The sequence below is a fragment of the Candidatus Fokinia solitaria genome (assembly GCF_003072485.1).
Taxonomy (GTDB): Bacteria; Pseudomonadota; Alphaproteobacteria; order Rickettsiales; family Midichloriaceae; genus Fokinia; species Fokinia solitaria.
In genome coordinates this window covers 507088-530127 of the sequence record NZ_CP025989.1, presented here as the reverse complement: position 1 = coordinate 530127, position 23040 = coordinate 507088, and the positions used below count along the sequence as shown (strand labels likewise).

General features: G+C 36.2%; 16 protein-coding genes. 11 read left to right on the top strand and 5 right to left on the bottom strand.

Features of this window, described 5'->3' with window-relative positions; genetic code table 11:
* Positions 1-12: 12 nt before the first annotated feature.
* Positions 13-669, bottom strand: a complete 657-nt coding sequence (rpsC, locus tag Fsol_RS02455; RefSeq protein WP_108673312.1) for a 30S ribosomal protein S3 — start codon at positions 667-669, stop codon at positions 13-15.
* Between the two features lie 200 nt (positions 670-869).
* On the opposite strand from rpsC, the gene Fsol_RS02450 reads away from it, so the two are divergent.
* The gene (locus tag Fsol_RS02450; RefSeq protein WP_108673311.1) at positions 870-1418 is read left to right on the top strand and encodes a cell cycle transcriptional regulator TrcR; all 549 of its coding nucleotides are present in this window, start codon (positions 870-872) and stop codon (positions 1416-1418) included.
* Positions 1419-1420: 2 nt separating this feature from the next.
* On the opposite strand, the gene Fsol_RS02445 is transcribed toward Fsol_RS02450, so the two are convergent.
* Complete coding sequence (locus Fsol_RS02445) at positions 1421-2731, bottom strand: phosphoglycerate kinase (RefSeq protein WP_108673310.1); 1311 nt, start codon at positions 2729-2731, stop codon at positions 1421-1423.
* Positions 2732-2749: 18 nt separating this feature from the next.
* On the bottom strand, positions 2750-3418 hold the full coding sequence (locus Fsol_RS02440; protein ID WP_145958120.1) for a hypothetical protein: 669 nt from the start codon (positions 3416-3418) through the stop codon (positions 2750-2752).
* A gap of 235 nt (positions 3419-3653) precedes the next feature.
* Here Fsol_RS02440 and secF point away from each other — a divergent pair, with 235 nt between their 5' ends.
* From secF to Fsol_RS02415, 5 genes are all read left to right on the top strand, one after another.
* Positions 3654-4541 carry a protein translocase subunit SecF gene (gene secF, locus Fsol_RS02435; RefSeq protein WP_158521623.1) on the top strand — a complete coding sequence of 296 codons (888 nt, stop codon included), beginning with the start codon at positions 3654-3656 and terminating at the stop codon, positions 4539-4541.
* A 17-nt stretch (positions 4542-4558) separates the two neighbouring features.
* Complete coding sequence (locus Fsol_RS02430) at positions 4559-5149, top strand: glycerol-3-phosphate acyltransferase (protein WP_108673307.1); 591 nt, start codon at positions 4559-4561, stop codon at positions 5147-5149.
* Positions 5150-5151: 2 nt separating this feature from the next.
* Entirely contained in the window at positions 5152-5997 is an 846-nt protein-coding gene (locus Fsol_RS02425; protein WP_108673306.1) for a hypothetical protein, read from the top strand.
* 58 nt (positions 5998-6055) lie between these two features.
* Positions 6056-7180, top strand: coding sequence for a hypothetical protein (locus Fsol_RS02420; RefSeq protein ID WP_108673305.1), 1125 nt, complete (start codon positions 6056-6058; stop codon positions 7178-7180).
* Between the two features lie 91 nt (positions 7181-7271).
* Positions 7272-8696, top strand: a complete 1425-nt coding sequence (locus tag Fsol_RS02415; protein WP_108673304.1) for a trypsin-like peptidase domain-containing protein — start codon at positions 7272-7274, stop codon at positions 8694-8696.
* Between the two features lie 32 nt (positions 8697-8728).
* On the opposite strand, the gene Fsol_RS02410 is transcribed toward Fsol_RS02415, so the two are convergent.
* The gene (locus tag Fsol_RS02410; RefSeq protein WP_145958119.1) at positions 8729-10057 is read right to left on the bottom strand and encodes a sensor histidine kinase; all 1329 of its coding nucleotides are present in this window, start codon (positions 10055-10057) and stop codon (positions 8729-8731) included.
* Between Fsol_RS02410 and frr the strand changes: the two genes are divergently transcribed.
* Positions 10038-10706 carry a ribosome recycling factor gene (gene frr / locus Fsol_RS02405; RefSeq protein WP_199405092.1) on the top strand — a complete coding sequence of 223 codons (669 nt, stop codon included), beginning with the start codon at positions 10038-10040 and terminating at the stop codon, positions 10704-10706. The genes Fsol_RS02410 and frr overlap by 20 nt on opposite strands.
* A 23-nt stretch (positions 10707-10729) precedes the next feature.
* On the opposite strand, the gene Fsol_RS02400 is transcribed toward frr, so the two are convergent.
* The gene (locus Fsol_RS02400) at positions 10730-11218 is read right to left on the bottom strand and encodes a ClpXP protease specificity-enhancing factor SspB (protein ID WP_108673302.1); all 489 of its coding nucleotides are present in this window, start codon (positions 11216-11218) and stop codon (positions 10730-10732) included.
* Positions 11219-11410: 192 nt separating this feature from the next.
* Here Fsol_RS02400 and virB11 point away from each other — a divergent pair, with 192 nt between their 5' ends.
* The 4 genes from virB11 to rpoC all read left to right on the top strand — a co-directional run bounded on the left by virB11 (position 11411) and on the right by rpoC (position 22721).
* Positions 11411-12406, top strand: a complete 996-nt coding sequence (virB11, locus tag Fsol_RS02395; RefSeq protein ID WP_108673301.1) for a P-type DNA transfer ATPase VirB11 — start codon at positions 11411-11413, stop codon at positions 12404-12406.
* Between the two features lie 126 nt (positions 12407-12532).
* Complete coding sequence (nusA, locus tag Fsol_RS02390) at positions 12533-14098, top strand: transcription termination factor NusA (protein WP_108673300.1); 1566 nt, start codon at positions 12533-12535, stop codon at positions 14096-14098.
* Positions 14099-14157: 59 nt separating this feature from the next.
* Positions 14158-18495, top strand: a complete 4338-nt coding sequence (gene rpoB / locus Fsol_RS02385; RefSeq protein ID WP_108673299.1) for a DNA-directed RNA polymerase subunit beta — start codon at positions 14158-14160, stop codon at positions 18493-18495.
* A gap of 41 nt (positions 18496-18536) precedes the next feature.
* Positions 18537-22721, top strand: coding sequence for a DNA-directed RNA polymerase subunit beta' (gene rpoC, locus Fsol_RS02380; protein WP_108673298.1), 4185 nt, complete (start codon positions 18537-18539; stop codon positions 22719-22721).
* Positions 22722-23040: the final 319 nt, after the last annotated feature.

Below are 23040 nucleotides of genomic sequence, written 5' to 3'. Positions count from 1 at the left end.
AATAAAAGCTTATTAAGAGTGTTGCTCTTCCTCATGTACGCTATTTGGATGAGCAGCTATAATTACAGCTACTCCAAGTACGCCATACGTAGTATGCGCAACTGCATTACTTTTTTCGATCGGCATTCTCAATGTATGAAGAGGTACGCTACCATCTTTTTGCCATTCTGTTCTTGCTATTTCAGCGCCACCTAATCTTCCACTTATAGCGATTCTCACTCCGTATGCGCCTGATTTCATAACATCTCTAATAGCTTTCTTCATTGCCTGTTTCGGCGCGACTCTCTGTTCGAGTTGTTGAGAAATCATTTTTGCTACAACTCTAGATTGTAATAACGGTTTTTTTTCAGTATCTACAATTACATTGATTTCTAGACCTTGATCTGCGATATCGGCAATACTCTTTTTTAGAGTATCCGTTTCTGCACCACTTTTACCTAGTATCACCATAGGTTTCGTCGCTACTATTCTTACATTCAGTTTTGACGAAGAACGGCGCATCTCAATTTTGGATATTAAAGCATTTCCGAAACGCTGTTCTATAAGCTCACGTACAGCAATGTCTTGACGTAGGATGCGCGGATAATCTGCCTTTGACGCATACCACATCGAATCGGTACTTCTATTAATACCTAACCTCAGACCAACAGGATTTGCCTTTTGTCCCATATTAGAAAACTTTAATCAAACTAATGAATGTGGAAAGCGTACCATAATATGCGATAGATTGCAATCTTCGTAATTAACAGTATTGAGGATATATCTCACTCTGAATGCGCTCCTTTATTGAATTTTGTTATTTAAGCTTTAATCTTCACGAAAATTGCTATAGAATAGCGTAGGAAGCAGTGAATAATTACGAGAATTTAATGGCTGTAAAAAAGAAAGTTATCGACTTTAACGCAAAGCCCGTCATGCCAAAAGCTACTGCTATGTGGTTGATTCTTAATACAAAACTTACTTTTACGCAAATTGCCACTTTCTGTAAATTACATCTCTTAGAGGTGCAGGCTATGGCGGATGATGAGTTAGGGCATAAAATTACCCCTATAAGCCCTATTAGCGTAGGACAGCTTACCGCGGAAGAGATTAAGAGGTGCGAGGATGACGCTAAAAGCACTTTGAGAATGTCTGAAATTATGAAAGGAGTGCTTTTTGCAAAGAATAAAACGAGAAAATACACTCCGGTAGCATTAAGAAGAGAGAAAGCAAATGCCATATTATGGGTAATTAATAGATTTACGACGGTCAATTCTAAGGAAATAGCAAAAATACTTGGTACGACGGAGAAATTAGTCGATTCTATCAGAGCTAAAACTCATTGGAATTACGAAGAGTTGGAGCCGAAAGATCCAGTACTTTTAGGAATATGTAGTCAGTCTGACTTAGATTCGTTGAAAATGAAAGATGACGTATAAGCTTATTTTAGATGTGAATTCGTACTTAGCATACTGTTTAATCCTGGTAGAGAATCACCGCTAAGAAGTGCAATAAACGATCCTCCTCCATCTGATATATGCGTGATATTGACTTCACTCTGATTTTCGATACACGCTATCGTATCTCCTCCACCTATGAAACTTTTGATAACGCCATTTTTAGTAAATTTCGATAACATCTGAAGGGTGCGATCAGTGCCTTGTTTAAATCTTTTATCTTCGTATACTCCTAAGGGGCCGTTCCATATTACAATTTTTTGTTCTTGTAATATATTGTTCATCGCTAAAACTGTAGCATTTCCTATATCGCAGATGGAGAATGAGTGCTTTGTAGTATTTAATTCTTGTATTTTAAGCTGTAATGCCTCTGATTCTTTTCTTACATCTTCTGAGATACGGAAATCCGATGGTAATAGAATTTGCGTCATTTGAGAATCTTTCTCATAAGAATCGATGGAAATGATTTTGCACTTTTTATCATACATCAAATTATCCACATCTGACTTCGCATCTATTTCTATCAGGGAGGAGCTTATATTGTAGTTTAGTCCATATTTTAGAATTGTATTTGCGATACCGCCAGATACTATAATGTTCTTCACCTTACCAGTCATGAATTTTATTAGCGGTAATTTTGTAGATATTTTTGCGCCGCCGAGAATAACTGTGGTATCGTCAAAATTCGTCTTTGTAAGAGGTAGTATCGCTTTTAGTTCTTGCATGAAACGAATACCGCAAAATTTGTGTATGGTATGCATCGGCAATGCAGACATCGACATATGCGATCTATGGCAGCATGAAAACGCTTCGTTAATATAGAATTCAGAAATTTCCGAAATTAACATTTGAGCAGCTTTGTGCGAATTCTCTTTTTCTTCGCTATACAGTCTTATATTTTCAATAAGAAATACCTTTCCTTCTGTTTCTTCTGTCGCTGAAAGAAGTCTTTGCAATGCTTTTATCATACTAGTAAAGCAGCTTTCATCGCTAACTAAGTGAATCGTATGAAATCCTCTATTACGAAGATATGCATTAATTTGCTCAATATACGCAGAAAATTTTGCGCCTTTTTCTCCAAGATGCGCTAAAAGTATAGGAATGCCGCTGCATTTAAGAACGAAGTTGATCGTTTCTTGCGCTTTTTCCAATCTTTGAAAGCTTGTGATATTTCCATTTTGATCAGTTGGCATATTAAAATCCACTCTGATCAATACAGCTCTATTTTTTGTTATTTTCTTTCTAAAAGAGTCTTGGAAATTTTGTAAATTCTGCAAATTTTCGAAGATTTTCACTTGATTTCTATTAAATTATTACGAAATTCTTTTTGCAATATCGTATACACGTTTAAAACTTCTAAGTGGTATTGATACTTCAACAGCTTGAGAATCTACAGTAAGAAAGCTTAATGTCGCAGTCGGTTCTAAAGTTGCGCTACTTGCTAACATATTTGAGATAATTGCTTCATCTTGTTCTTTGTCATAACTAGTAGCGCAGTGATTGTTATCACCGTTAAATAGCACAAATGATTTATTATTTACTGTTATGCTTGCATTTTTCTCAGCTTCAATTTCATGATTACTGCATATAGATACGGAAAATTTGCCATTTTTTCGTTTTTCCAGTGCGATGTATGCGGTACCATCGAGAGGATTATCTTCAATACCAGTAATGAAACGTCCTTTCTTTGATGAGATAAATTTCCAGTTTTGGTGATGCGCTATAATGCGTACCTTATCAACGTCTTGAGTATTTTGCTCGTACTGCGTTGCTGACGCGATTGATGTATTAGCACTGTCACTTATCTTTTCGGATTGAACTGGCGCAGCTACTACGCTTGGCTGTGCAGATTGCGTAGTAGGTTCTGTAGTTGCGTTACTCGAGTTATCTACCGGAGGACTTTGCATATCCTCAACTTCGGCGTGTGCTGTACTCATAGTAAAGACAGTTGCTACGAAAAGATTGGCAATTATCAACTTCATTTTCATTATCGCAGTGTATATAACTAGAGAATAAGAAAAATGATGTATTAGTCAAGAAATGAAAGATTTCATGACTAAATTTTAGATATTCTTTTGTACTGAGATAGTGCTTTACATGCTGCATTTGTTATCTTAAGCGCTTGTAGTATGTGGTAGCGAAAAAAAACAAGCAGTTTTCAATTGCGTTACAAGTATCCAAATTACTAAGATGAATCCGAAGGTAATTGTTATAAATATGAGTAATAGGATAAATATTAATTTTGTCCGCCATTTTCGTTGGACAGCATTCTTAAGTATCATACTTACAACTTATTCAGTTTTTGTTTTTCTTCATAAAGGTCTGAATTATGGCGTAGATTTTACTGGCGGCATCGTGATGGAGCTGACTGTAAATGATCAAGTAAGTAGGGACGTCTTAGAGCAAAAATTGAAGTTGTTTGTAAAGAATTTAAACGAAGTGAAGAAAGTTCAAAATCACTATATCAATGGTAGAGAGCTTTTTATCATTCGAGTAGGAAGCGCTGATGGACACAATGTGAAGGATTTAAGTAAAATGGTGCTTGATGGCTTAGTAGAGTATACTCCGGCTATAGAGAGTATGCAGTACATCGGACCAAAGCTTGGAAATGAGCTATTACACAGAAGTTATTTCGCTATTATCGCGGCGCTTCTCGGTATTATGATATACACATGGTTCAGATTTAAGATGGAATTTGCGATTGGAGTGTTAATCAGTCTTATGCATGATGCTATTGTCACAATTGGATTTTGCGCCACTTTTCAATATGAGTTCGATAGCGCGTCAATAGCAGCATTGTTAACGGTAATAGGATATTCTATTAACGATAGTGTTGTGATATACGACAGAATAAGAGAGAACTCAAAAGATGATAGTGCACCTCTCTCTGAGACTATTAATGCTAGTATTAATCAAACTCTTTCTCGTACTACAATGACAGTTGCTAGTACTATACTCGTATGTATTGTGCTACTGATTTTTGGCGATGAGAAGCTTAAGAGTTTTAGTTATATTACAACATTCGGAATAGCATTCGGGACGTATTCTTCTATTTTTATATCTGCCCCTATTGTTATGCTATTTAGTCCAAAATCGAAGATTTAACGTTTATTATACGATAAATGAAGATATATTTTTTATATTGCATTGCTTGCTATCTCATAGGTTCTATATGTTTTGGCAAGGTGATAGAAACTCTTTTTGGACTTGAGAATTTGCGTAATGTAGGTTCTGGTAATATAGGCGCAACTAACGTATACAGAGCAGGTGGATATATACCTGCGGCTTTCACTCTTTTCTTAGATTGTAGTAAAGGACTTGTCGCAGTTTACGGTATATATTATCTATTTCAAAACATGTACGTAAGTAATGTGCTATTCAGTAAATTCAGTATGATGTTGATGTGTGGTGCGCTTTCTATCATAGGGCATATAAGACCACTTATTGTGTATCGTGGAGGTAAAGGAGTAGCTACTGCTTTAGGTGTAGTGCTTGGACTCTCTCCTCTTTCAGCGTTACTTGGCGTAGTTGTATGGTTGAATGTTTTTCTGTTAATAAGAAATGTAGCTTTATCGTCATTATGTATGGTATGGGCTATGTATATGCATATAATAAAATGTGAAAGCGGTATTTTCGCCGTTATCGCTTGTATAATCTTCACATTTTCTTTTCAAATGATTACTTTTGCACATAAGAGAAATTTTATACGTTAAGTATGCTAGATAACAAAAACTTATCTTCTATAAGGACGAATTTATATGCTTTATCGAAAATAGACACGATGATGCTGTATTGCGATGCATCCATTATGGCCAATGTAATCGTTGCAAGGTATAGAGAGTTTGGATATTCAATTGCTTTACATAAGCTAGGAGTTGCTGATAGCTATACCAAAGTGTGCGGAAGATCGCTGAGAGAATTTATATCAGATTTGCAAATATCTGATGAAATGTGGAATTCTGCAGCAAAGCTGACTGGAACAACTATTTTAAAAGAAGCTGTACTTTTAGAAATCAAAAAGCTATTTGAAACAATATACTGCGGTAATGTATCATTGCAGATGACGCATATTCTTAATCAAAACGCAGTTCGCTTCCTTACTAAAGAAATAGAGAAGACATGTGGTATATATAAACTTCGCACCAAATCATTTCACCTTTTGAATGAACTAGAAAGAATTTCTATAGATTCACAAACAGATTCGCAGATATCTTATTTTTGTTCTTTTCAAAATAAGCGAATGACAATACTTCTGCATGATTCTTCTATACCAGCAAGATGGAATGTTTCTGAAGTATTACTTATTGCTGATGGCGATGCTTCGTTACAGATTAGTCAATTACGAAACGAGATGCTACGTGCGCAAGTGCCGTTGTTAGTTACTTCGATGAAAACTGCACCTCTCGATCAAGATGCTGCTTTGTGGAGTATTGCTTTGGCAATTTCTTACAGTTTTCATTTTTGTATTCCATCTGTAGTTATAGTGCGCAATGCTACATTGCAGCAAATAGCCTTAATGCTGAAAGATTTTGTAGCTAAATTCGAGATAAACGACAAATAATATTGCATATTGAGTTTGTGGATGTCACTATTGTCATAAATGCGTGTAAAGATATTTGATGCGTGGTATTTTTTGCATCATAATACCGTTGTGTGTTGCGCTTTCTACCGCTAATGCAGATGATATACAGCTTATTCAGAATTATGCAGATGCTTTGAATAAGCAGCAAGATGCGAATCAAGCTTTGTTTCGAAAAGAAAGCGTAACTTTTGATGCTTCGCTTCTTAAAAGAACATTCTTCGGAATATCTGGAGGAATTTCAAGAAACTTTGCGCTAACTTCTGCTGTGCCTATAGTGCCTCATGCGCTAAACGGTAATGCACAAGGAGGAATTAATATAGTATCGCTAGCAGAAAATGTTAGAAGTAATAGTGTTTTTGCGCAGGTAGGATATAATGTATATGCACAGGATAGCGATGTCGTTTCATGTGGATTAGTGATTGGCTATAGCATTACAGCAAGCGATAATAATACCTCTTCAAGTAGTAGCAGTAGTAGTACTACTACTTCATCGGATGACGTTACAGTTACCGCTCTCACAGTAAATAGGTTGAATATGGGCGGATTTTTGCAATATCAATACTATTTTCCATCATTGCATGGCGCATATTGCTACTTAAAAGCTTATGCATTTGGTAGCCAAGTGAAATTAGATCTATCTATAGCAGATAATTGGAGTTTAGTATCAGCATACGGTGCTGCTTATAGTGATAATGCATGTGCGACTCCAGTTAGTGCCGCATATGTGCAAAGCACAAGTGTTACTTCTATAGAATCAGCGATAGGATTTGGTACAACATATAGAAATATGTTCTTTTCTCCAGGTGTGGAACTTGGAGTCGGTTATCTGTGGAAAAGAATTGGTTTATACTTAGGAGTATGGGGAAATTTCCTTGATTCGCAGCAGTCGGTGCTAGGAAGTGATTACTTTGGTTCTATTGTCAAACAGAGTACTATCGGAGATGCGTCAGGAAGTACTGCAGCAAATTCTTTCTACAATTCTGGCACCACTACATCATCGGCAATTAGTCGTATTACTGGAAATACTACTAAATGTACTCAAATTAGTCAGGTGACAACCCTTTCTTCTCTTAATGATAGTGTATATGATTTTAGCAACTTAAAGATAGGTACAAAAGAATTTGTTTTCTCCTTTATTGGAGGGGTAAATTGGTATTTTTAGATAGATGTCTATGTTATTGCATTATATGATATGAGGTTATACAATCCCCACATTCTGGTATTTTGGTTACGAAATTAATAATTATTAACTTATGTATTACGTTAAATTTATCGCGTCTTTTATCGTATCTTTTGTTTTATTTACTTCATGCGTAAAAGCATATGGAAATGAAGGAGGTACTACTGTGCAGTCTCAGCATGATTTAAGTTATGTAGCGGAAAAAATACTCCCCGCTACTGTAGAAGTGAGAGCATATTATACTGGTAAAGAGCCAGTAATGGAAGCTGATGAGTTATTTCGAGAATTTGAGAAGTACATGAAAGAAGGGATGCCATCTCGTAAGAAAGTACTAGGCTTTGGTTCTGGATTTATAATATCTGCCGATGGATATATAGTTACGTGTGCACATGTAATTAAAGATGCGAGTAAAGTAAGTATTCTTCTGAGAAGTAATGATAGAGTCAGAAGAGTTGATGCGAAAGTTATAGGGTATGATGAAATGAGTGATATTGCAGTTGTAAAGATAAAAGAGTCAAATTTGCCATACTTAAAGTTCGCTAATTTTAGCAAGGTGAAAGTAGGGCAGACAGTAGTAGCATTTTCTTCTCCTATGGCGCTTTCATGGTCATTCACGAGTGGAGTAATTTCTGATATAGGGCGTGATGGTTATATACAAACTGATATGTCAGCGAATAGAGGAAGTTCAGGAGGTGCAATGTGTAATGTGTATGGTGATGTCATAGGAATGCTAGCATTCATTACTACTTTCCCAAATTCTCCAGCTTTTTCTGGTATATCTTTCGGTATACAAGGCGATAGTGTTGAAAAGATCGCACTTCAGCTTATTAAAACAGGAAAGGTAGAAAGAGGATACTGGGGTGTATGGTTACAAGCATTAGATGAAGACGTTGCGAAATCTTTACAATTGCGAGATGAAATGAGTGGTGTGCTGGTAACAGATGTAGCGCCAGGTTCTATAGCGCAGAGAGACGGTATCAAAGCTGGTGATGTGATACTTGAAGTAAATGGACAAGTTGTAAGTAATACTGCGCAACTTGCTAAAATTATACGCGAAAGTGAGGTAGGAATTAAATTACCTGTAAAGATTATCAGAAATGGCGATTCTATGATGCTAAATGTCGGAGTAGAGAAAAAGCTTGATACGGAAGAAGACGTACGAGAAGAAACATACGGCAAATCAGCTAAGAAGAAGAGTATAAAACTTGAAATAGGTGCATATGTTAAGCCAATTACGCAAGAATTAAAGGATTTATACCATATTCCTTCTACCATTACGTACGGCCTTGTGATTGTTGACATTGTAGAAGATTCTATTCTTGGAGATACTCAAAAGCCTGTAGTAGGTTACGTAATAGTAGAGGTTGATGGCAGTAAGATAACCTCGGTAAGTGATTTTGAGAAAGCCATTGCTAACGCTAAAAAGAAAGGACAGAAATATGTAAAGATTGTAATAGCTAAGGAAGGCAGGCTTTATATTGGATTGAAAATTAACTAGAACTTGTAAAAAATGTGAATTTTAGCGCTATATCAGAAAATAGCTTCTCTCTCACTTTTGTCTTCAATATGAGGAAAATTTAAAAAGAAGCTAGTTCTCTCTTTATCTGAAGTGCATGATATTGTGATTCCAAGCATATTGCATATTTTTTTACAGAATGCCAATCCTATTCCATGCTGTGCAGTAGGAGAATTGACTTTACGGGTCATTACTGAGAATAGCTGAGTCAGCGCACTAGATTTTATAGATACACCATTATTCGAGACAGTGACATTGTATTTTTGCACTTCGATTATAATTTCTATATCTTCCCTTCCACCGTGTACAAGGGCATTTTGTACTATATTGTTCAGGATAGATTTCAGCAATCCTGTAGGGGAGCTATATTGAAAATCTTCGATAATTTCGAACTTAATATTAGGCTTGTCATGATACAATACTCTTAAGCTTTTTATTACGGTATCAACAAATGAAAGCCTAGTAGATATTTGATTCTCTTGTGTTTTGGAGATTTTTATACATTGCAATAAAGAGCTAACGATATTCGATACTTCTATTAAGTATGCCTCCATGTGTGGTAATACCCTATCGCATACAAATTCTACATCAATGCCTTTCAATGCCAAAGTATTACCGCGTCTTGCTTTATTTATAGTTGTCTGAAGTGTACTCAGTAACATTTTTAGTGTTGATATTGGTGATTTTACTTCATGTGCTATTGCAAAGCCTAGTACTTTAGATTCTATCATTTCCCTTTTGTTGATAACTTTTTCTGCAAGAGTAGTTAAGTATTGATATAGTACGAGTAAGAAGGATGATACCGCTACGAGTAGAAATCCGTGTTCTCTATAATTTTCTAATTCCCATGTGAGCTGAGAAAAGCCATCATCGCTAAACGGAATAGGCATCGATATGAATAAAGCTATAAAAAAGCTTGGCACTGTAAGAAGAGCAAATTCTATATATGAGAAAAATAAGCTAAGTAGTAGTAGTACAAGTGCTGTATTGAGCAGATAATGCATTCCTAAGAGAGATTTGAAGAACAGGAAGAACTGCACGAAAGAAATAGAGAACGCAAGCACGATATAGTAGTAGATACCTCTGTAAACGGAAGGAATAAATTGGAGATATCTTTCGCAGAAATATATTGAAAGCATTGCCATTCCTGCTACGAATTGCAGAATTGGAAACGGCGCTTGTATCTTTAAAAATACCGGTAATATCAAGAATGCTATAGCACTTGTAGCAAATACCTGTAACTGCAAATAAAAACCATTTTTCGCCATTTTTTCCGGTAAAGAAAGAATAAGAGACGCGATATGTTTTGCGAGTTTTTTTTGAATGAAACGAAGTAAAGACACAAATAAGAGAAAATTCTTGTTGCTAAAATACGCCGCTATAGATAGCTGTATTATGTTAATAATTCAACGTAAGCATGCTAAAATGTTAAGTGTAGAAGAAATAAGTGCTCTTTTTGCCGATATGGCGAGGAAAATGGAAGGGGCGATTGAGAAGTATAAAGAATTGCTAGGAGGATTACGAGTAGGACGCGCTACTCCTGGTATGGTGGAGAATATACAAGTTGATGCATATGGTGGTAAAATGCCAATCAATCAACTTGCTAATGTATCCGTTGCAGAAGCGAGAGTGTTATTAGTAAAAGTTTGGGATGACAGCGTAGTAAGTAAAGTAGAGAAAGCGATTGTCGATGCAAATATAGGACTCAATCCTAGAACTGAAGGAAGTACTTTGAAGATAAATATTCCAGAATTATCAGTAGAAATGCGAGAGCAGCTTAAGAAAAAAGCCGCTTCATATGCAGAAAGTCAAAAGATCGCGATCAGAAATGTAAGAAGATACGCCTTAGACGTTCTGAAGAATCTAGAAAAAGAGAAAGTAATTGATGAAAATGCTGTAAAAGATTCTTCGAAAAGAGTACAGAAGATGACAGATGAGTATGTAGAGCAAATAGATAAACTGTTGGATAAAAAGTATTCCGAGATGGATTGAAGTTTATTTCAGATCTGTTGATTTTACCTCGCGTGTGAGAATATATCTCTTCCATCGAGTACTAAGACATTCTCTTCAATTCTGTGCTCGATGTTTTTATACTTTTCGTGTACATCTTCCTTCTCTCCAAATAGTTCTGTTTGCGGTATATTTTGCACAGCTAGTAGCTTATCAAAATCTATAGAGAAATTTGCAACTTTATCTTCAAATCTTATAAGGGAAGAAAATGGTATAGAAATGTTCTCCTTCACACCATTGAAAGAAAGAGTTACGGAGATCGCTTCGTACGTCACCTTCAAGTCTTCGAATTGATGCTGTAGAATTACAGCCATTTCTCTAGGATATTGTGTTCTAAGTCTTTCTGAGAGAACTACTCCATAACTCTTTGTATCAAAGGCTATCACTATACAAAAGTGGTAAGTTGTAGGTGCGGAAGCTAGAGTTTTCACGACATCCATCACAATTAGTCTCATCAAGTTAGAATATATCGACCCGTATTTTATTGGCTCCATTGTAAGCGAAATTTGTTGTTTTTTTATACGGAATTTTACTATCAAAATCCTTACAATGCAAAGCGTAAATATGTGATTTGTAATGTATATTGCATCGTATATTAAGTTTAGTTTTAATTTATCTATCGCGAGACGGATTGTTATTTTAACTTTTTTCGCTAAAATTAAGAGAAAGTACTCTGTTTTATTGAAATGCCTGCTAAAATTACGGCATTGGAGACTTATCTCATGCCTCTTGAAAATATTTTCTCACAAGATGGTGTAAGCGAGATATCCATTAATAAGTATGGTGAAGCATGGATTGAGAAAAGAGGAGAACTATACAAAGAGTTAATTCCTGAGCTTAACGAAACTCATTTAAGAGGATTAACAACGTTGATAGCAAGTTTTACTGAACAAAAAATAAGTGAAGAGCAACCAATTTTATCTGCTACTCTTCCTAATGGATTTCGTGTGCAGATAGTAATACCGCCCGCTGCTGAAATAGGTACTATCGGAATTTCCATAAGAAAGCCCTCAGGTATGAATTTTACTCTTGAGAAGTACGAGAAAGCTGGAATGTTTCAGCAAGCAGCAACAAAGCAAGTAAAAGATCCATATTTAAGTGAGCTACAGTCACATCTTGATAATGGAGAGATAAAATTCTTTTTAAGAAAAGCTGTAAGTTATAAAAAAAATATTATCGTCAGTGGCGGTACATCAACGGGAAAAACTACTTTCACAAATGCGCTTTTACAAGAGATTCCAGCTAATGAAAGATTAATTACATGCGAAGATGCAAGGGAAATTTCATTGCCATTACATGAAAATAGATTGCATCTTATAGCTTCAAAAGGTGGTCAAGGTAGAGCAAATGTGACAATAAAGAATCTAATAGAAGCTTGTTTGAGATTGCGTCCAGATAGGATAATAGTAGGAGAATTGAGAGGTAGCGAAGCATTTGACTACTTAAGAGCAATTAACACGGGACATCCGGGATCTATTGCTACTCTTCACGCAGATTCTCCTGCTATGGCTATATCGCAGCTAACATTGATGGTGATGCAAAGTGGTGTAGAAATGAGTGTAAATGATATTACAATGTATATTAAAAATGTTATAGACGTGATAATTCAAGTAAAGAGAGGAGAGAAAGGTTTTAGGTATGTATCAGAAGTGTTCTTTAACAATAGTAAGGATAAAAAGTAATAAATGCTTGTGATGCGAATATTTTTGTTGAAATTATCACACGATCTAATGTAAGGTCTTTAGCATAGTTGTTTTCTCGCGAGTGAGACAAAACGATTCGTAATTCTAAATGCCTCCTCTAGAAATATGAAGGAATCCGGGATATTGCAGGTAATTCAGTATGTGTCAAGAGAAAAGAGTATGCCAGTAGGTCTGCTTTTTGAGATGCTGGAGCAGACGATAGAGGATGTGATGTGCAGTAAATACGGTACTCATAAATTTAAATGTCATTTTGATAGAAAAACGGGACAGAGTTCTCTATATCGAGTGACGGAAGTGGTAAGTGATGAAGATGCAGCAGCCGCATTACAAGACGGTGCTGTAGATGTGATATCAATTTCTGAAGCTAAGAAAAATGGACATACTGTGGAGGTTGGCGATAAGATTTTAGAAGAGGTGCCAATGATTGATATTGAGCCATCAATTATCTCTAAAGCGCGTACCGCTCTTGTGTCGAAAATAAGGAAAATAGAAGCAGAAAGAGAGCTTGAAGAGTATAGTGAGAAAATTGGAGAAATGTTTTCTGGAGTAGTAGAAAGAGTCGAGCGTGCTGCGGTAGTAATCAAGTTAGCTAATGGAGTGTTAGCAGTTATTCCTCATAATCATCAGCTACGGCAAGATAATTTTGTACATGGTGCGAAAGTAAAAGCTGTGTTGGTAGAGGTGAAGCAATCTCAAGATGAAGAGCCTCAGTTAATTCTATCAAGAACTTCCGATACTTTTCTAGAGCAGCTGTTGCACAGAGAAGTCGCAGAGATTTATAGTGGCACTATACGCATTGTAAAGATTGCTAGAGAAGCGGGTTCTCGTTCAAAAGTTGTATTATATTCTAGTGTTTCTTCTATAAATCCAGTAGGGGCTTGTATCGGTATAAAAGGTGCGCGCGTAAAAGCTGTGATGGCTGAATTAGGAGGAGAAAAGATAGATTTCATATTATATTCAGATGATATGAGAGAAATGGTGCTGAATGCGATTGCGCCAGTTGTGCCACAAAAAGTTTCTTTTAGTGAAGATGAAGATGTAGTGAAAATTGTAGTAGGTTCTGGAGTAGTGCATGAAGTAATAGGAAGAAATGGTCAGAATGTGAGGCTTTTGTCAATGCTTATAGGAATGAGAATTGAAGTTATGACAGAGCAAGATTTAATTTCAGATGCTTATAATAAAACTAAAAAAGACTCTTTAATTCTTCAAAAGAGGTTAGATATAGATATGATACTTGCGCAGGTCTTGATATCTGAAAAATTGAATACAGTCGAGAAAATTGCAGAAACAAGTGTGTCTGATTTAAGTGTGGTGGTAGGAGAAGATACTGAAATTGCAGAAGAATTGATTTCTCGTGCTAATTTGGCAATTCAGCTTGGCGCAGAGAGTTATGCAGATCTTGAGGAAGATAAAAGTTCTCAAGCTACTATGAGTGATGTTCCAGGTGTTACCTCTGATGCGTTGGCAAAGGAGAAGCAGATGATGATAAGAGCGTTCGCGCGTCTTAGATTAAGTTCTTTAGCTAGAATTGCACCTTATTCTAGCGACGAATTATACGAGATGTGCAATGCTAAAGGGTTTGATATAAGAAAAGAGTTGTTAGATGTTGTAGTCACTAAAGCTAGGCAGAAGACTTATTTTTCTATTTTTAAAAATTCTGACGCTTCTTAATGGACTTTCGTGATTTGGTAATGGTGCAAGATTTTAATGAAATGAATTGAATTTTCAGGATGAAAGATACATTTTTACTTGCTGAATTCGCAAGATTACGTAAATTTTACGGTCGTACATGCTTTAGTGATGTTTTTGGTGAGAACGATTTGATATCTACTCAAATAGATTCTTATCGTGACTTTTTGCAGTTGAATCTCGCATCAGAGCAAAGAGAAAATATAGGACTTGAGAAATTGCTACGTGCTATCTTTTCTATAGAGAGTAATGAAGGTAATGCTACTCTAGAATATATGGGATATAGGATTAATCCTTCAAAATATTCTCCTCAAGAGTGTAAGAGACGCGGTAATACTTCGTATTCCGGCGCTTTAATCGTAAAATTGCGATTAGTTACTTGGGAGAAAAAAGAAACTGGAAGAGAAATAAAAAGTATTACCGAGCAAGAAGTATATGTAGGAGACATACCTCTCATTACTGAAAGTGGTTCATTTGTAATAAATGGAGTAGAAAAAGTAGTAATATTGCAATTACATCGATCTCCAGGCGTATTATATACTCATGATGAAGGAAAAAGTAATCCAAGCGGAAGATACCTGTATTCTGTTGTAATAGTGCCACGCTCTGGTTTTTGGCTTACAATAGAGTTCAAAGCGAGTGGTATTATAATGTGTAAGAGTGAAAAAGGCAGAAAATTTCATCTTACTACCTTATTCAGAGCTTTGAATTTTAGCACAACACAGATATTTGAGATCTTTTATGATAAAGAGTGTTGTGAATATCACGCTGCAGGTATGTGGCGTAAAAGCTTTAATCATCTAGAATACAGAAATAGAGTGCTAAATTTCGCTGTATTCGATCTCGTAAGTGGAGAAGATTTTTTAAAAGCGGGCGATAGAATCTCGCCTAAAGTGATAGAAAATTGCGAGCAAAGAAAAGGTAGGTTATACTGTATTTTCTCTTCTCAAAGTCTCGAAGGAAGGTATTTCATGTACGATGTACTTGATGATGATGGTGATGTACTTGTAGAAGCAGGTAGTCGAGTAACAGTAGAGATTTTAGATGAGATAGAGAAGTTGAAAGGAGGAAGAAATTTCACTTTAATCGCAGTACCTAATCCTGGTGGAGGATATTACATAAGAGACACAGTAGTTTCTGATCCAGCAAAAGATACAGAAGAAGCTATAGTGCAAGCTTATCGTATTTTAAAACCTGGAGAAATGATGCCAGAATCCGGTGCTAATCTGTTGCATGACATGTTCTTTTCTGAGAAGTACGGATATGATTTATCGGATGTTGGTAGAATGAAAATGAATCTCACTAATAAAACTGAGATTCCGATAAATGTTCATCATCTTACTGTTGAAGATATCATCGCTGTGGTAAAGAAATTGTGTTACTTCATGGATAATGGCGGTACTCCAGATGATCAAGATAACTTAGGTAATAGACGTGTAAGAAGAGTTGCTGATCTTTTTGAAGCGCAGTGTTCATCAAATTTAGCTAGGATGAGAAAGAGTATCTTAGATAAAATGTCATCTATTGATAATATTGAAGCTTTCAATCCCTATGAATTAGTGAATTATAAATTTCTTTCACTAATGCTATTTGAGTTCTTTAATCTTTCCGTGCTATGCAATTACATGGCGCAAACTAATATATTATCGAGTATCAGTGAAAAAAGACGCGTTTCATGCTTAGGACCTGGAGGGCTTACTCATGATAATGCTCCTGGTTCTGCAAGGGATGCGCATAGAACGTATTATTCGCGTATATGTTCTATAGAAACTCCTGAAGGTAAGAACATCGGTCTCATCAATAATTTAGCTTTATATGCAAGAGTAGGTCGTCATGGCTTTTTAGAAGCGCCTTATCGTAAAGTAGTGAATGGAGTTGCGACAGATGAGATAGAGTATTTATCCGCATTGGAAGATATCGATACTCTTATAGTGCAAGCAACAGAGCCGCTTAATGATAGTAATGAATTTGTGAATTCTACTGTAGAATGCAGATTTAACGGTGCTAGGGTATATGTAGAAAAGGGTATTCCAAAATATATGGAAATTGCTTCAAAGCAACACGTTTCAGTTTCAGCTTCTCTCATACCTTTTATCGAAAATTGCGATGCTGTGAGAGCGTTGACTGCTTCTAATATGCTACGGCAAGCAGTACCTTTGATGCGTCCTCAAGCGCCTCTCATAGGTACTGGTATGGAAAAGGCAGTTGCACAAAGTTCTGATATGATGATAAAAGCTAAAGAATCTGGCGTGGTAGTTTATGTTGATTCTGTTAAGATTATCATAAGAAGAGTAAGAGAAGGGCATCAGACTGATTTTGATATTTATAACTTAAATAAGTATCTGCGTAGTAATCAATCTACATGCTATAATCAGAAACCTACAGTAAAGTTAGGTGATTTTGTAGTAAAAGGTAGTGTCTTAGTTGATTGCTGTACTGAATACGGACACCTTGCCCTCGGCATGAATGTGAAGGTCGCATATATGAGTTGGTATGGTTGGAATTACGAGGATGCTATCATAGTATCTGAAAGAATAGTAAGAGATGATTACTTTACTTCTTTCCATATAGAGAAAATAGAATGCATTGTAAGAGATACAAGATTAGGCCCTGAACGCGTAACGCGAGATCTTCCTAATGTACCGGAAAGTCTCATTAGTCATCTAGATGAGTATGGAGTTGTAATGCCTGGTTGTGTTATTGATACTGATAATATGATACTAGTTGGAAAAGTCACTCCACAGCCTGAGTCACCAGTCACTCCAGAAGAAAAATTGTTGAGAGCGATTTTTGGTGCGAAATCATCAGATGTTAGAGATTCTTCTTTGAGAACATCTTTCGGCGTAAGAGGTGTAGTAATAGGCGTAGAGATCTTTGTGAAAAAGGGCGCAGATTCAGATGATGAATTATCCATTATGAGATGTAAAGCGATCAATGATGCTACAAGAGAATATCAAGAGTATGTGAGATTACTTGAGGAATTTGTTTACGATGAACTGAAAAGCACAATTTTAGGACAAGAAATTAATAAAAGTTCCGGCAAAGTGGTAACGCAGGATACTTTGAATGCTTTAGATAAAGAAAAATGGTTCGATATAGATGTAGCAGATGACGTTGTAACTGCTAAATTAAGTAATTTAAAAGATGTACTTTCTATAAAAAAAGAGAAGTTGAAATCTGATTTTGATACACGCATAGCGCAAATCAATGAAGATGATACTTTACATTCTGAAGATCTGAAAGTGATTAAAATTTACGTGATGATAAAACGTAGATTGCGCGTAGGTGATAAGATGGCTGGAAGACATGGAAATAAAGGCGTTGTATCAATTATAGTGCCTGAAGAAGATATGCCTATTATGGAAGATGGCTCAAAAATCGATATTATTTTAAGTCCGCTTGGTATCCCTTCTAGGATGAATATAGGGCAAATATGGGAGGTAACATTAGGAGGAGGATTAGCTGCTCTCGGTGCAAAGATAAAATCTTTAAGAGAAAAAGCAATTGCCTCTCATTTAAATTTTGAAGATGTAGAAAAATTGAGGGATACTGTGATAGATTTCTATCTAGGAAATCTTGAAAAAGAAGAGCAACAAGGAGAAAAGGAAAAGCACTTAAGTACGAGCTGGGGGCTTATTTCTGATGTAGAGAGTGTAAACTCAAGCTCATGTGAAGCTGTTGCTGATGCTATAAAGCAGAATGAGAGATGTTATTCACCTTCTTCTATAGTAAAGGTATTAAGAAGTTTATCTGCTGATAGTTTAGTGAAATTGACAAAGGATATGTGTAATGGCATTCCTATTGCCACCCCTATATTTGACGGTGTAAAAGAGCATGACGTTGATACTCTTCTCAAAGATTGTGGAGTTAGTACCTCTGGACAAGTAAGATTAAGAGATGGAAAGACTGGAGAATATTTTGAGATGGAAATAACTGTTGGTGTACTGTATATGCTGAAATTACACCATTTAAGTGAAGAGAAGTATCATGTCAGAGCTACAGGACCTCATGCGTGTATAACACAGCAACCTCTAGGAGGAAAAGCTAAAGGAGGAGGACAGCGTTTAGGAGAAATGGAGGTGTGGGCATTAGAAGGATATGGTGCTGCATATAATTTATATGAGATGCTAACGATCAAATCGGATTCTGTGGATGGACGTAATGCTGCATTTAGAGATATATGTAAGCTTATGGAGCATATACGTGCAATGAGTTATTGTACTATTATGCCTGAATCTAGCTACATCCTTTTAAGCGAGATGAGATCTCTTGGATTACATGTAAAGCTATCTTATGATGAAGGATTTCAATCTCGTGGCACATATACAAAAATAAAGGACGTAGAAATAAGAAAGGATGATGTTGAAGTAAAATCATAAACTTACAATCTTTTTCTTTTATCATTTAATATTTATTCATCATGTATACATCACAAAATATAGGTATGTTCAGTAGAACTGATTTTAATAGTGTACATGTAACGCTTGCTTCTCCTAGTGATGTCTTAGCTTGGTCTTATGGAGAAGTTCTTTTGCCTGATACTATAAATTATAGAAGTTATAAACCGGAATTAGGAGGACTCTTCTGTGCGCGTATATTTGGCCCTCTCAAAGACTATGAGTGCTTATGCGGAAAGTATAAAGGCATGAAATACAATGTGATAGTATGTGATAAATGTGGAGTTGAGGTAACATCTGCAAGTGAAAGAAGACGCAGAATGGGGCATATTACACTAGCAGTGCCTGTTGTTCATACGTGGTATTTTAGATCACTACCTTGCAGGATAGGATTGTTGCTAGATATCTCTCCATCAGATTTGGAAAAGATAATATACTTTGAAAGTTATATAGTACTTGAGCCATCTAATACTCAGCTTAAAAAAGGCGATATAATTTCAGAAGCAGAATTTAAAATTGCCTCTAGACAGTGTGAAGATGGATCGTTTAAAGCTGGCACAGGAGCGGAAGTTATAAAAAGCTTGCTTTCTGATATTGATGTAAAATATGAGAGAAATCGTATTCTTGAAGCTATATCTCAGACTGGATCAGAATTGAAGAAAACAAAATTGAAGAAGCGGTTATCGATAGTGGAAGATTTTATTGAATCGAAGAATGCGCCATCTTTTATGGTATTAGATGTACTTCCAGTGATGCCGCCTGATCTTAGACCTCTCATTCCTTTAGAAGGTGGAAGATTCGCTACTTCTGATTTAAACGAGCTTTATCGTAGAGTGATCAACAGAAACAACAGATTGAAGAAGCTTTTAGATCTTAATGCGCCTGATATTGTCGTATGCAATGAGAAGAGAATGTTGCAAGAAGCTGTTGATACTCTCATAGAGAATAAGGGTAATAGAGTAATGGGGAGAAGTGTTAAAAGACCTCTAAAATCATTGACCGATATGCTAAAAGGAAAGCAAGGTAGGTTTAGACAAAATCTTTTAGGAAAACGTGTCGATTATTCAGGGCGTGCAGTAATAGTTGTAGGACCTAATCTTAAGCTTCATCAATGTGGATTGCCGTACCATATGGCAATAGAATTATTCAAACCTTTTTTGATAGCGGCACTCGAGAAATCAGGAAAGGTATCGACTTTTAGAAAAGCAAAAAACTTGGTGCAGAAGCACGATCCAATGGTCATTAAGATCTTACCTCAAGTAGTGAGAGATCATCCTGTTTTGCTGAATCGTGCTCCTACTCTTCATAGGCTTGGTATACAAGCTTTTGAAGTGGTGCTAGTCGAAGGTGTTGCAATTAAACTTCATCCTCTTGTGTGCGCTGCATTCAATGCGGATTTCGACGGAGATCAAATGGCTGTGCATCTACCTATTACAATAGAAGCACAGATTGAAGCATTATTGTTGATGCATTCAGCTAAGAATATTCTGAATCCTGCAAATGGACAGTGCATTATGACTCCTGCAAAAGATATGATACTTGGACTGTATTATCTGACGCTTGGTATGGATGAAAATGAAACTGATGACATACCGATTTTTTACTCTATTCAAGAGTTAAAATTGGCTTTATTTCATAAAAAAATTCCTTTACATAAGAAGATCTATTTTAGAAAAAAGCTTTACGATATCGATGGAAATGTGATCATGAAGATCATTACGACTACACCTGGAAGAGTGTTAGTCATGGAGAAATTACCTGATCATCAAGAGATACGCATAGAATATGCAAATAAAGCACTTGCGAAAAAAGAAATTAGCGAACTTGTCGAGCATGTTCATGAGTTTACTTCGCTAAATTTTGTAGCAGAATTTCTTGATGCGATAATGGAGCTTGGCTTTCGCTACGCCACAATCGCAGGAGTATCTATATGTAAAGATGATTTAGTAGTTCCAGATTCAAAGAAAAGACATATTGACGTAACAACGAGAGAGATTGAGCTTTACGATCAGCAATATCAAAATGGCTTCATTACATCAGGTGAGAAATATAATAAAGCTGTCGATGCTTGGCTAAGATGTAATGAAAGTATAGGTAATGATGTTGTATTTGCTTTGCAGAATGATGCAAAGGCAAGAGGAAATGGATTGTGGATGATGATCGCTTCTGGCGCAAGAGGCTCTCCTGCGCAGCTAAAACAGATATCAGGTGCGCGTGGACTTATTGCGCGTGCGGACGGTACAATCATTGAAACTCCGATATTGTCCAACTTCAAAGAAGGACTTAGTCCTATAGAATATTTCCTTTCTACTTACGGTGCGCGTAAAGGGTTAGTAGATACTGCCTTGAAGACTGCAGATTCTGGTTACTTAGAGAGAAGATTGATTGATGCTGCACAGGATTCTGTGATTAATATGTATGATTGTGGTACTGAAGAGTTTTTAAGCTGTTCTGCGGAGATAGATAGTGGAGAATTGGTATCTACTTTTGTAGCTATGGCATCCGGAAGAGTGTTAGCGCATGATGTATTTAGTAGAAATGATGGTCAGCTTCTTTTATCCAAAGGAAAAGTTCTTAATGCTAAGGATGTCGTATTGCTTGAGGAAAATGGCATCGAATCTATAGGTGTGAGATCGTCTTTATTTTGTAAAGCGCCTAATAGCGGTATATGCAGTGTTTGCTATGGTACTGATTTAGCATATAAAAGTGATAAGCTTGTGGATTTAGGTACGCCTGTTGGTGTGATAGCAGCGCAATCTATCGGCGAGCCTGGTACTCAGCTTACGTTAAGAACTTTTCACATAGGTGGTGCAGTACAGCAATCAGATGTTGAGTCCTTCGTAATTAGTTCACATAACGGTATTCTACGCGTCAAGCATCAAAATTTTGTTACTCGTGAGAATGGAGAAGTTATTGTAATGAGTAGAAATTGTGAAGCTGTAGTTGTAGATGAAGTAAATTATCCTAAAGCGATCTATAAAATTCCTTATGGATCAAAAATGCTTCTGAAAGATGGAGATGCAGTGGTAATTGGTACTCCGATTGCTGAATGGGAACCTTTGATAATTCCTGTAATTACCGAGAAAAAAGGAAAAATAAAATTTGTAGATTTTGTAGATGGAGTAACTATTAATGAGCTTTTTGATGATATTACCGGTCGTGCTACGATCGTAGTAAATGAATGTAATAGGAGAGACATAAAATTAGAACCTAGCATTGTTATCTTAGGAGAAGATGAGCAGCCAGTGAAATATGCCGATGAGACAATAGTTAGATATGTTTTACCAAAAGACGCTGTTTTAAGTGTAGTAGAAGGACAGAATGTAGAGATTGGAGATATCATGGCGAGAGTACCTAAAGGCTCATCTAAAGCACGAGATATCATAGGAGGATTGCCGAGAGTTGTAGAATTGTTTGAAGCTAGAGAGCCGAAAGAGCATTCAATTATAAGCGAAATAGACGGCGTTGTAAGTTTCGGAAAGGATTATAAATCCAAGAGACGTCTTATAGTCACGCCTTTAAATGAGAATGAAAAACCGCACGAGTATTTTGTGCCTAGATATAGAAACGTAGTTGTTAATTCTGAAGAATTTGTAAAGCGAGGAGCTTTGTTAGTAGAGGGGGATGTTTCTCCTAGTGAGATTCTAAGCGTAATGGGAAAAGAAGCACTTGCGAGGTATATGATATCTGAAATAAAGCAAGTATATCGATTACAGGGAGTAAGTATCCATAATAAGCATATAGAAGTGTTATTACGTCAGATGATGGGAAGAATGGAGGTAATTAGCGCAGGTAGCACAAATTTAGTAGAAGGAGAGATTATTAATGAAGAGGACTTGATAAAAGCTAAGAAAAATATCAAAGTGCCACTTAATAAAGCTGTGCTTCCAGAGGTGAAAGTCGTATTACAGGGAATTAGTAATATCGCTGTGAGTAATCCTTCTTTCTTAGCCGCTGCTTCATTCCAGGAAACTACCAATGTTCTCATTGAAGCTGCGATAAAAGGGAAAAGAGATTATGCACAAAGCTTAAAAGCAAGTATTATATGCGGAAAACTTATCAAAGCAGGTACTGGATTTCATTATGACTTAATGGTGAAGAATGCAGATTCGATTATCGAGGATTTAGAAAAGAAAGAAGCTGAGCAAATTAATATGGAGAAGAGAGTTATGGATATGTCTGATGTAGCTGCGAAAAAAGGACAATAATTCTGAAATATTAGAAAATATTTGTTGTGGAGTGTTTTCGCACATTATAACGTGCATTTTCTTTGTAATTTTCACTCTTCTTGTGAGAACACGTGCTTCTTCTGTTCTCACAAGATAAGTGAAGCTTCGAAGCTGGATAATGACATATCTCTAGTAGTTCTATCAAAGCAGATATAGAGTTTTATCGGTGTCCTAGTGTTGGATGAAGTGCATGGTTAGTTCTTTATTTCCTTAAGAGAGAAGAAGAATTCATTTTTGCTATCGATTTCTCTCAAAGATAGAGGTCTTTCGTCTTTCAAATGAAGATATTGATAATAGA

Bases quoted from the DNA above. Each gene is read 5' to 3' on its own strand.
- Fsol_RS02450 (WP_108673311.1), top strand. From the start codon at position 870: ATGGCTGTAAAAAAGAAAGTTATCGACTTTAACGCAAAGCCCGTCATG.
- rpoC (WP_108673298.1), top strand. From the start codon at position 18,537: ATGTATACATCACAAAATATAGGTATGTTCAGTAGAACTGATTTTAAT.
- virB11 (WP_108673301.1), top strand. From the start codon at position 11,411: ATGCCTGCTAAAATTACGGCATTGGAGACTTATCTCATGCCTCTTGAA.
- Fsol_RS02420 (WP_108673305.1), top strand. From the start codon at position 6,056: ATGCGTGGTATTTTTTGCATCATAATACCGTTGTGTGTTGCGCTTTCT.
- rpoB (WP_108673299.1), top strand. From the start codon at position 14,158: ATGAAAGATACATTTTTACTTGCTGAATTCGCAAGATTACGTAAATTT.
- rpsC (WP_108673312.1), bottom strand. From the start codon at position 669: ATGGGACAAAAGGCAAATCCTGTTGGTCTGAGGTTAGGTATTAATAGA.
- Fsol_RS02440 (WP_145958120.1), bottom strand. From the start codon at position 3,418: ATGAAGTTGATAATTGCCAATCTTTTCGTAGCAACTGTCTTTACTATG.
- secF (WP_158521623.1), top strand. From the start codon at position 3,654: ATGAGTAATAGGATAAATATTAATTTTGTCCGCCATTTTCGTTGGACA.
- frr (WP_199405092.1), top strand. From the start codon at position 10,038: ATGAAACGAAGTAAAGACACAAATAAGAGAAAATTCTTGTTGCTAAAA.
- Fsol_RS02415 (WP_108673304.1), top strand. From the start codon at position 7,272: ATGTATTACGTTAAATTTATCGCGTCTTTTATCGTATCTTTTGTTTTA.
- nusA (WP_108673300.1), top strand. From the start codon at position 12,533: ATGAAGGAATCCGGGATATTGCAGGTAATTCAGTATGTGTCAAGAGAA.
- Fsol_RS02400 (WP_108673302.1), bottom strand. From the start codon at position 11,218: ATGGAGCCAATAAAATACGGGTCGATATATTCTAACTTGATGAGACTA.
- Fsol_RS02425 (WP_108673306.1), top strand. From the start codon at position 5,152: ATGCTAGATAACAAAAACTTATCTTCTATAAGGACGAATTTATATGCT.
- Fsol_RS02430 (WP_108673307.1), top strand. From the start codon at position 4,559: ATGAAGATATATTTTTTATATTGCATTGCTTGCTATCTCATAGGTTCT.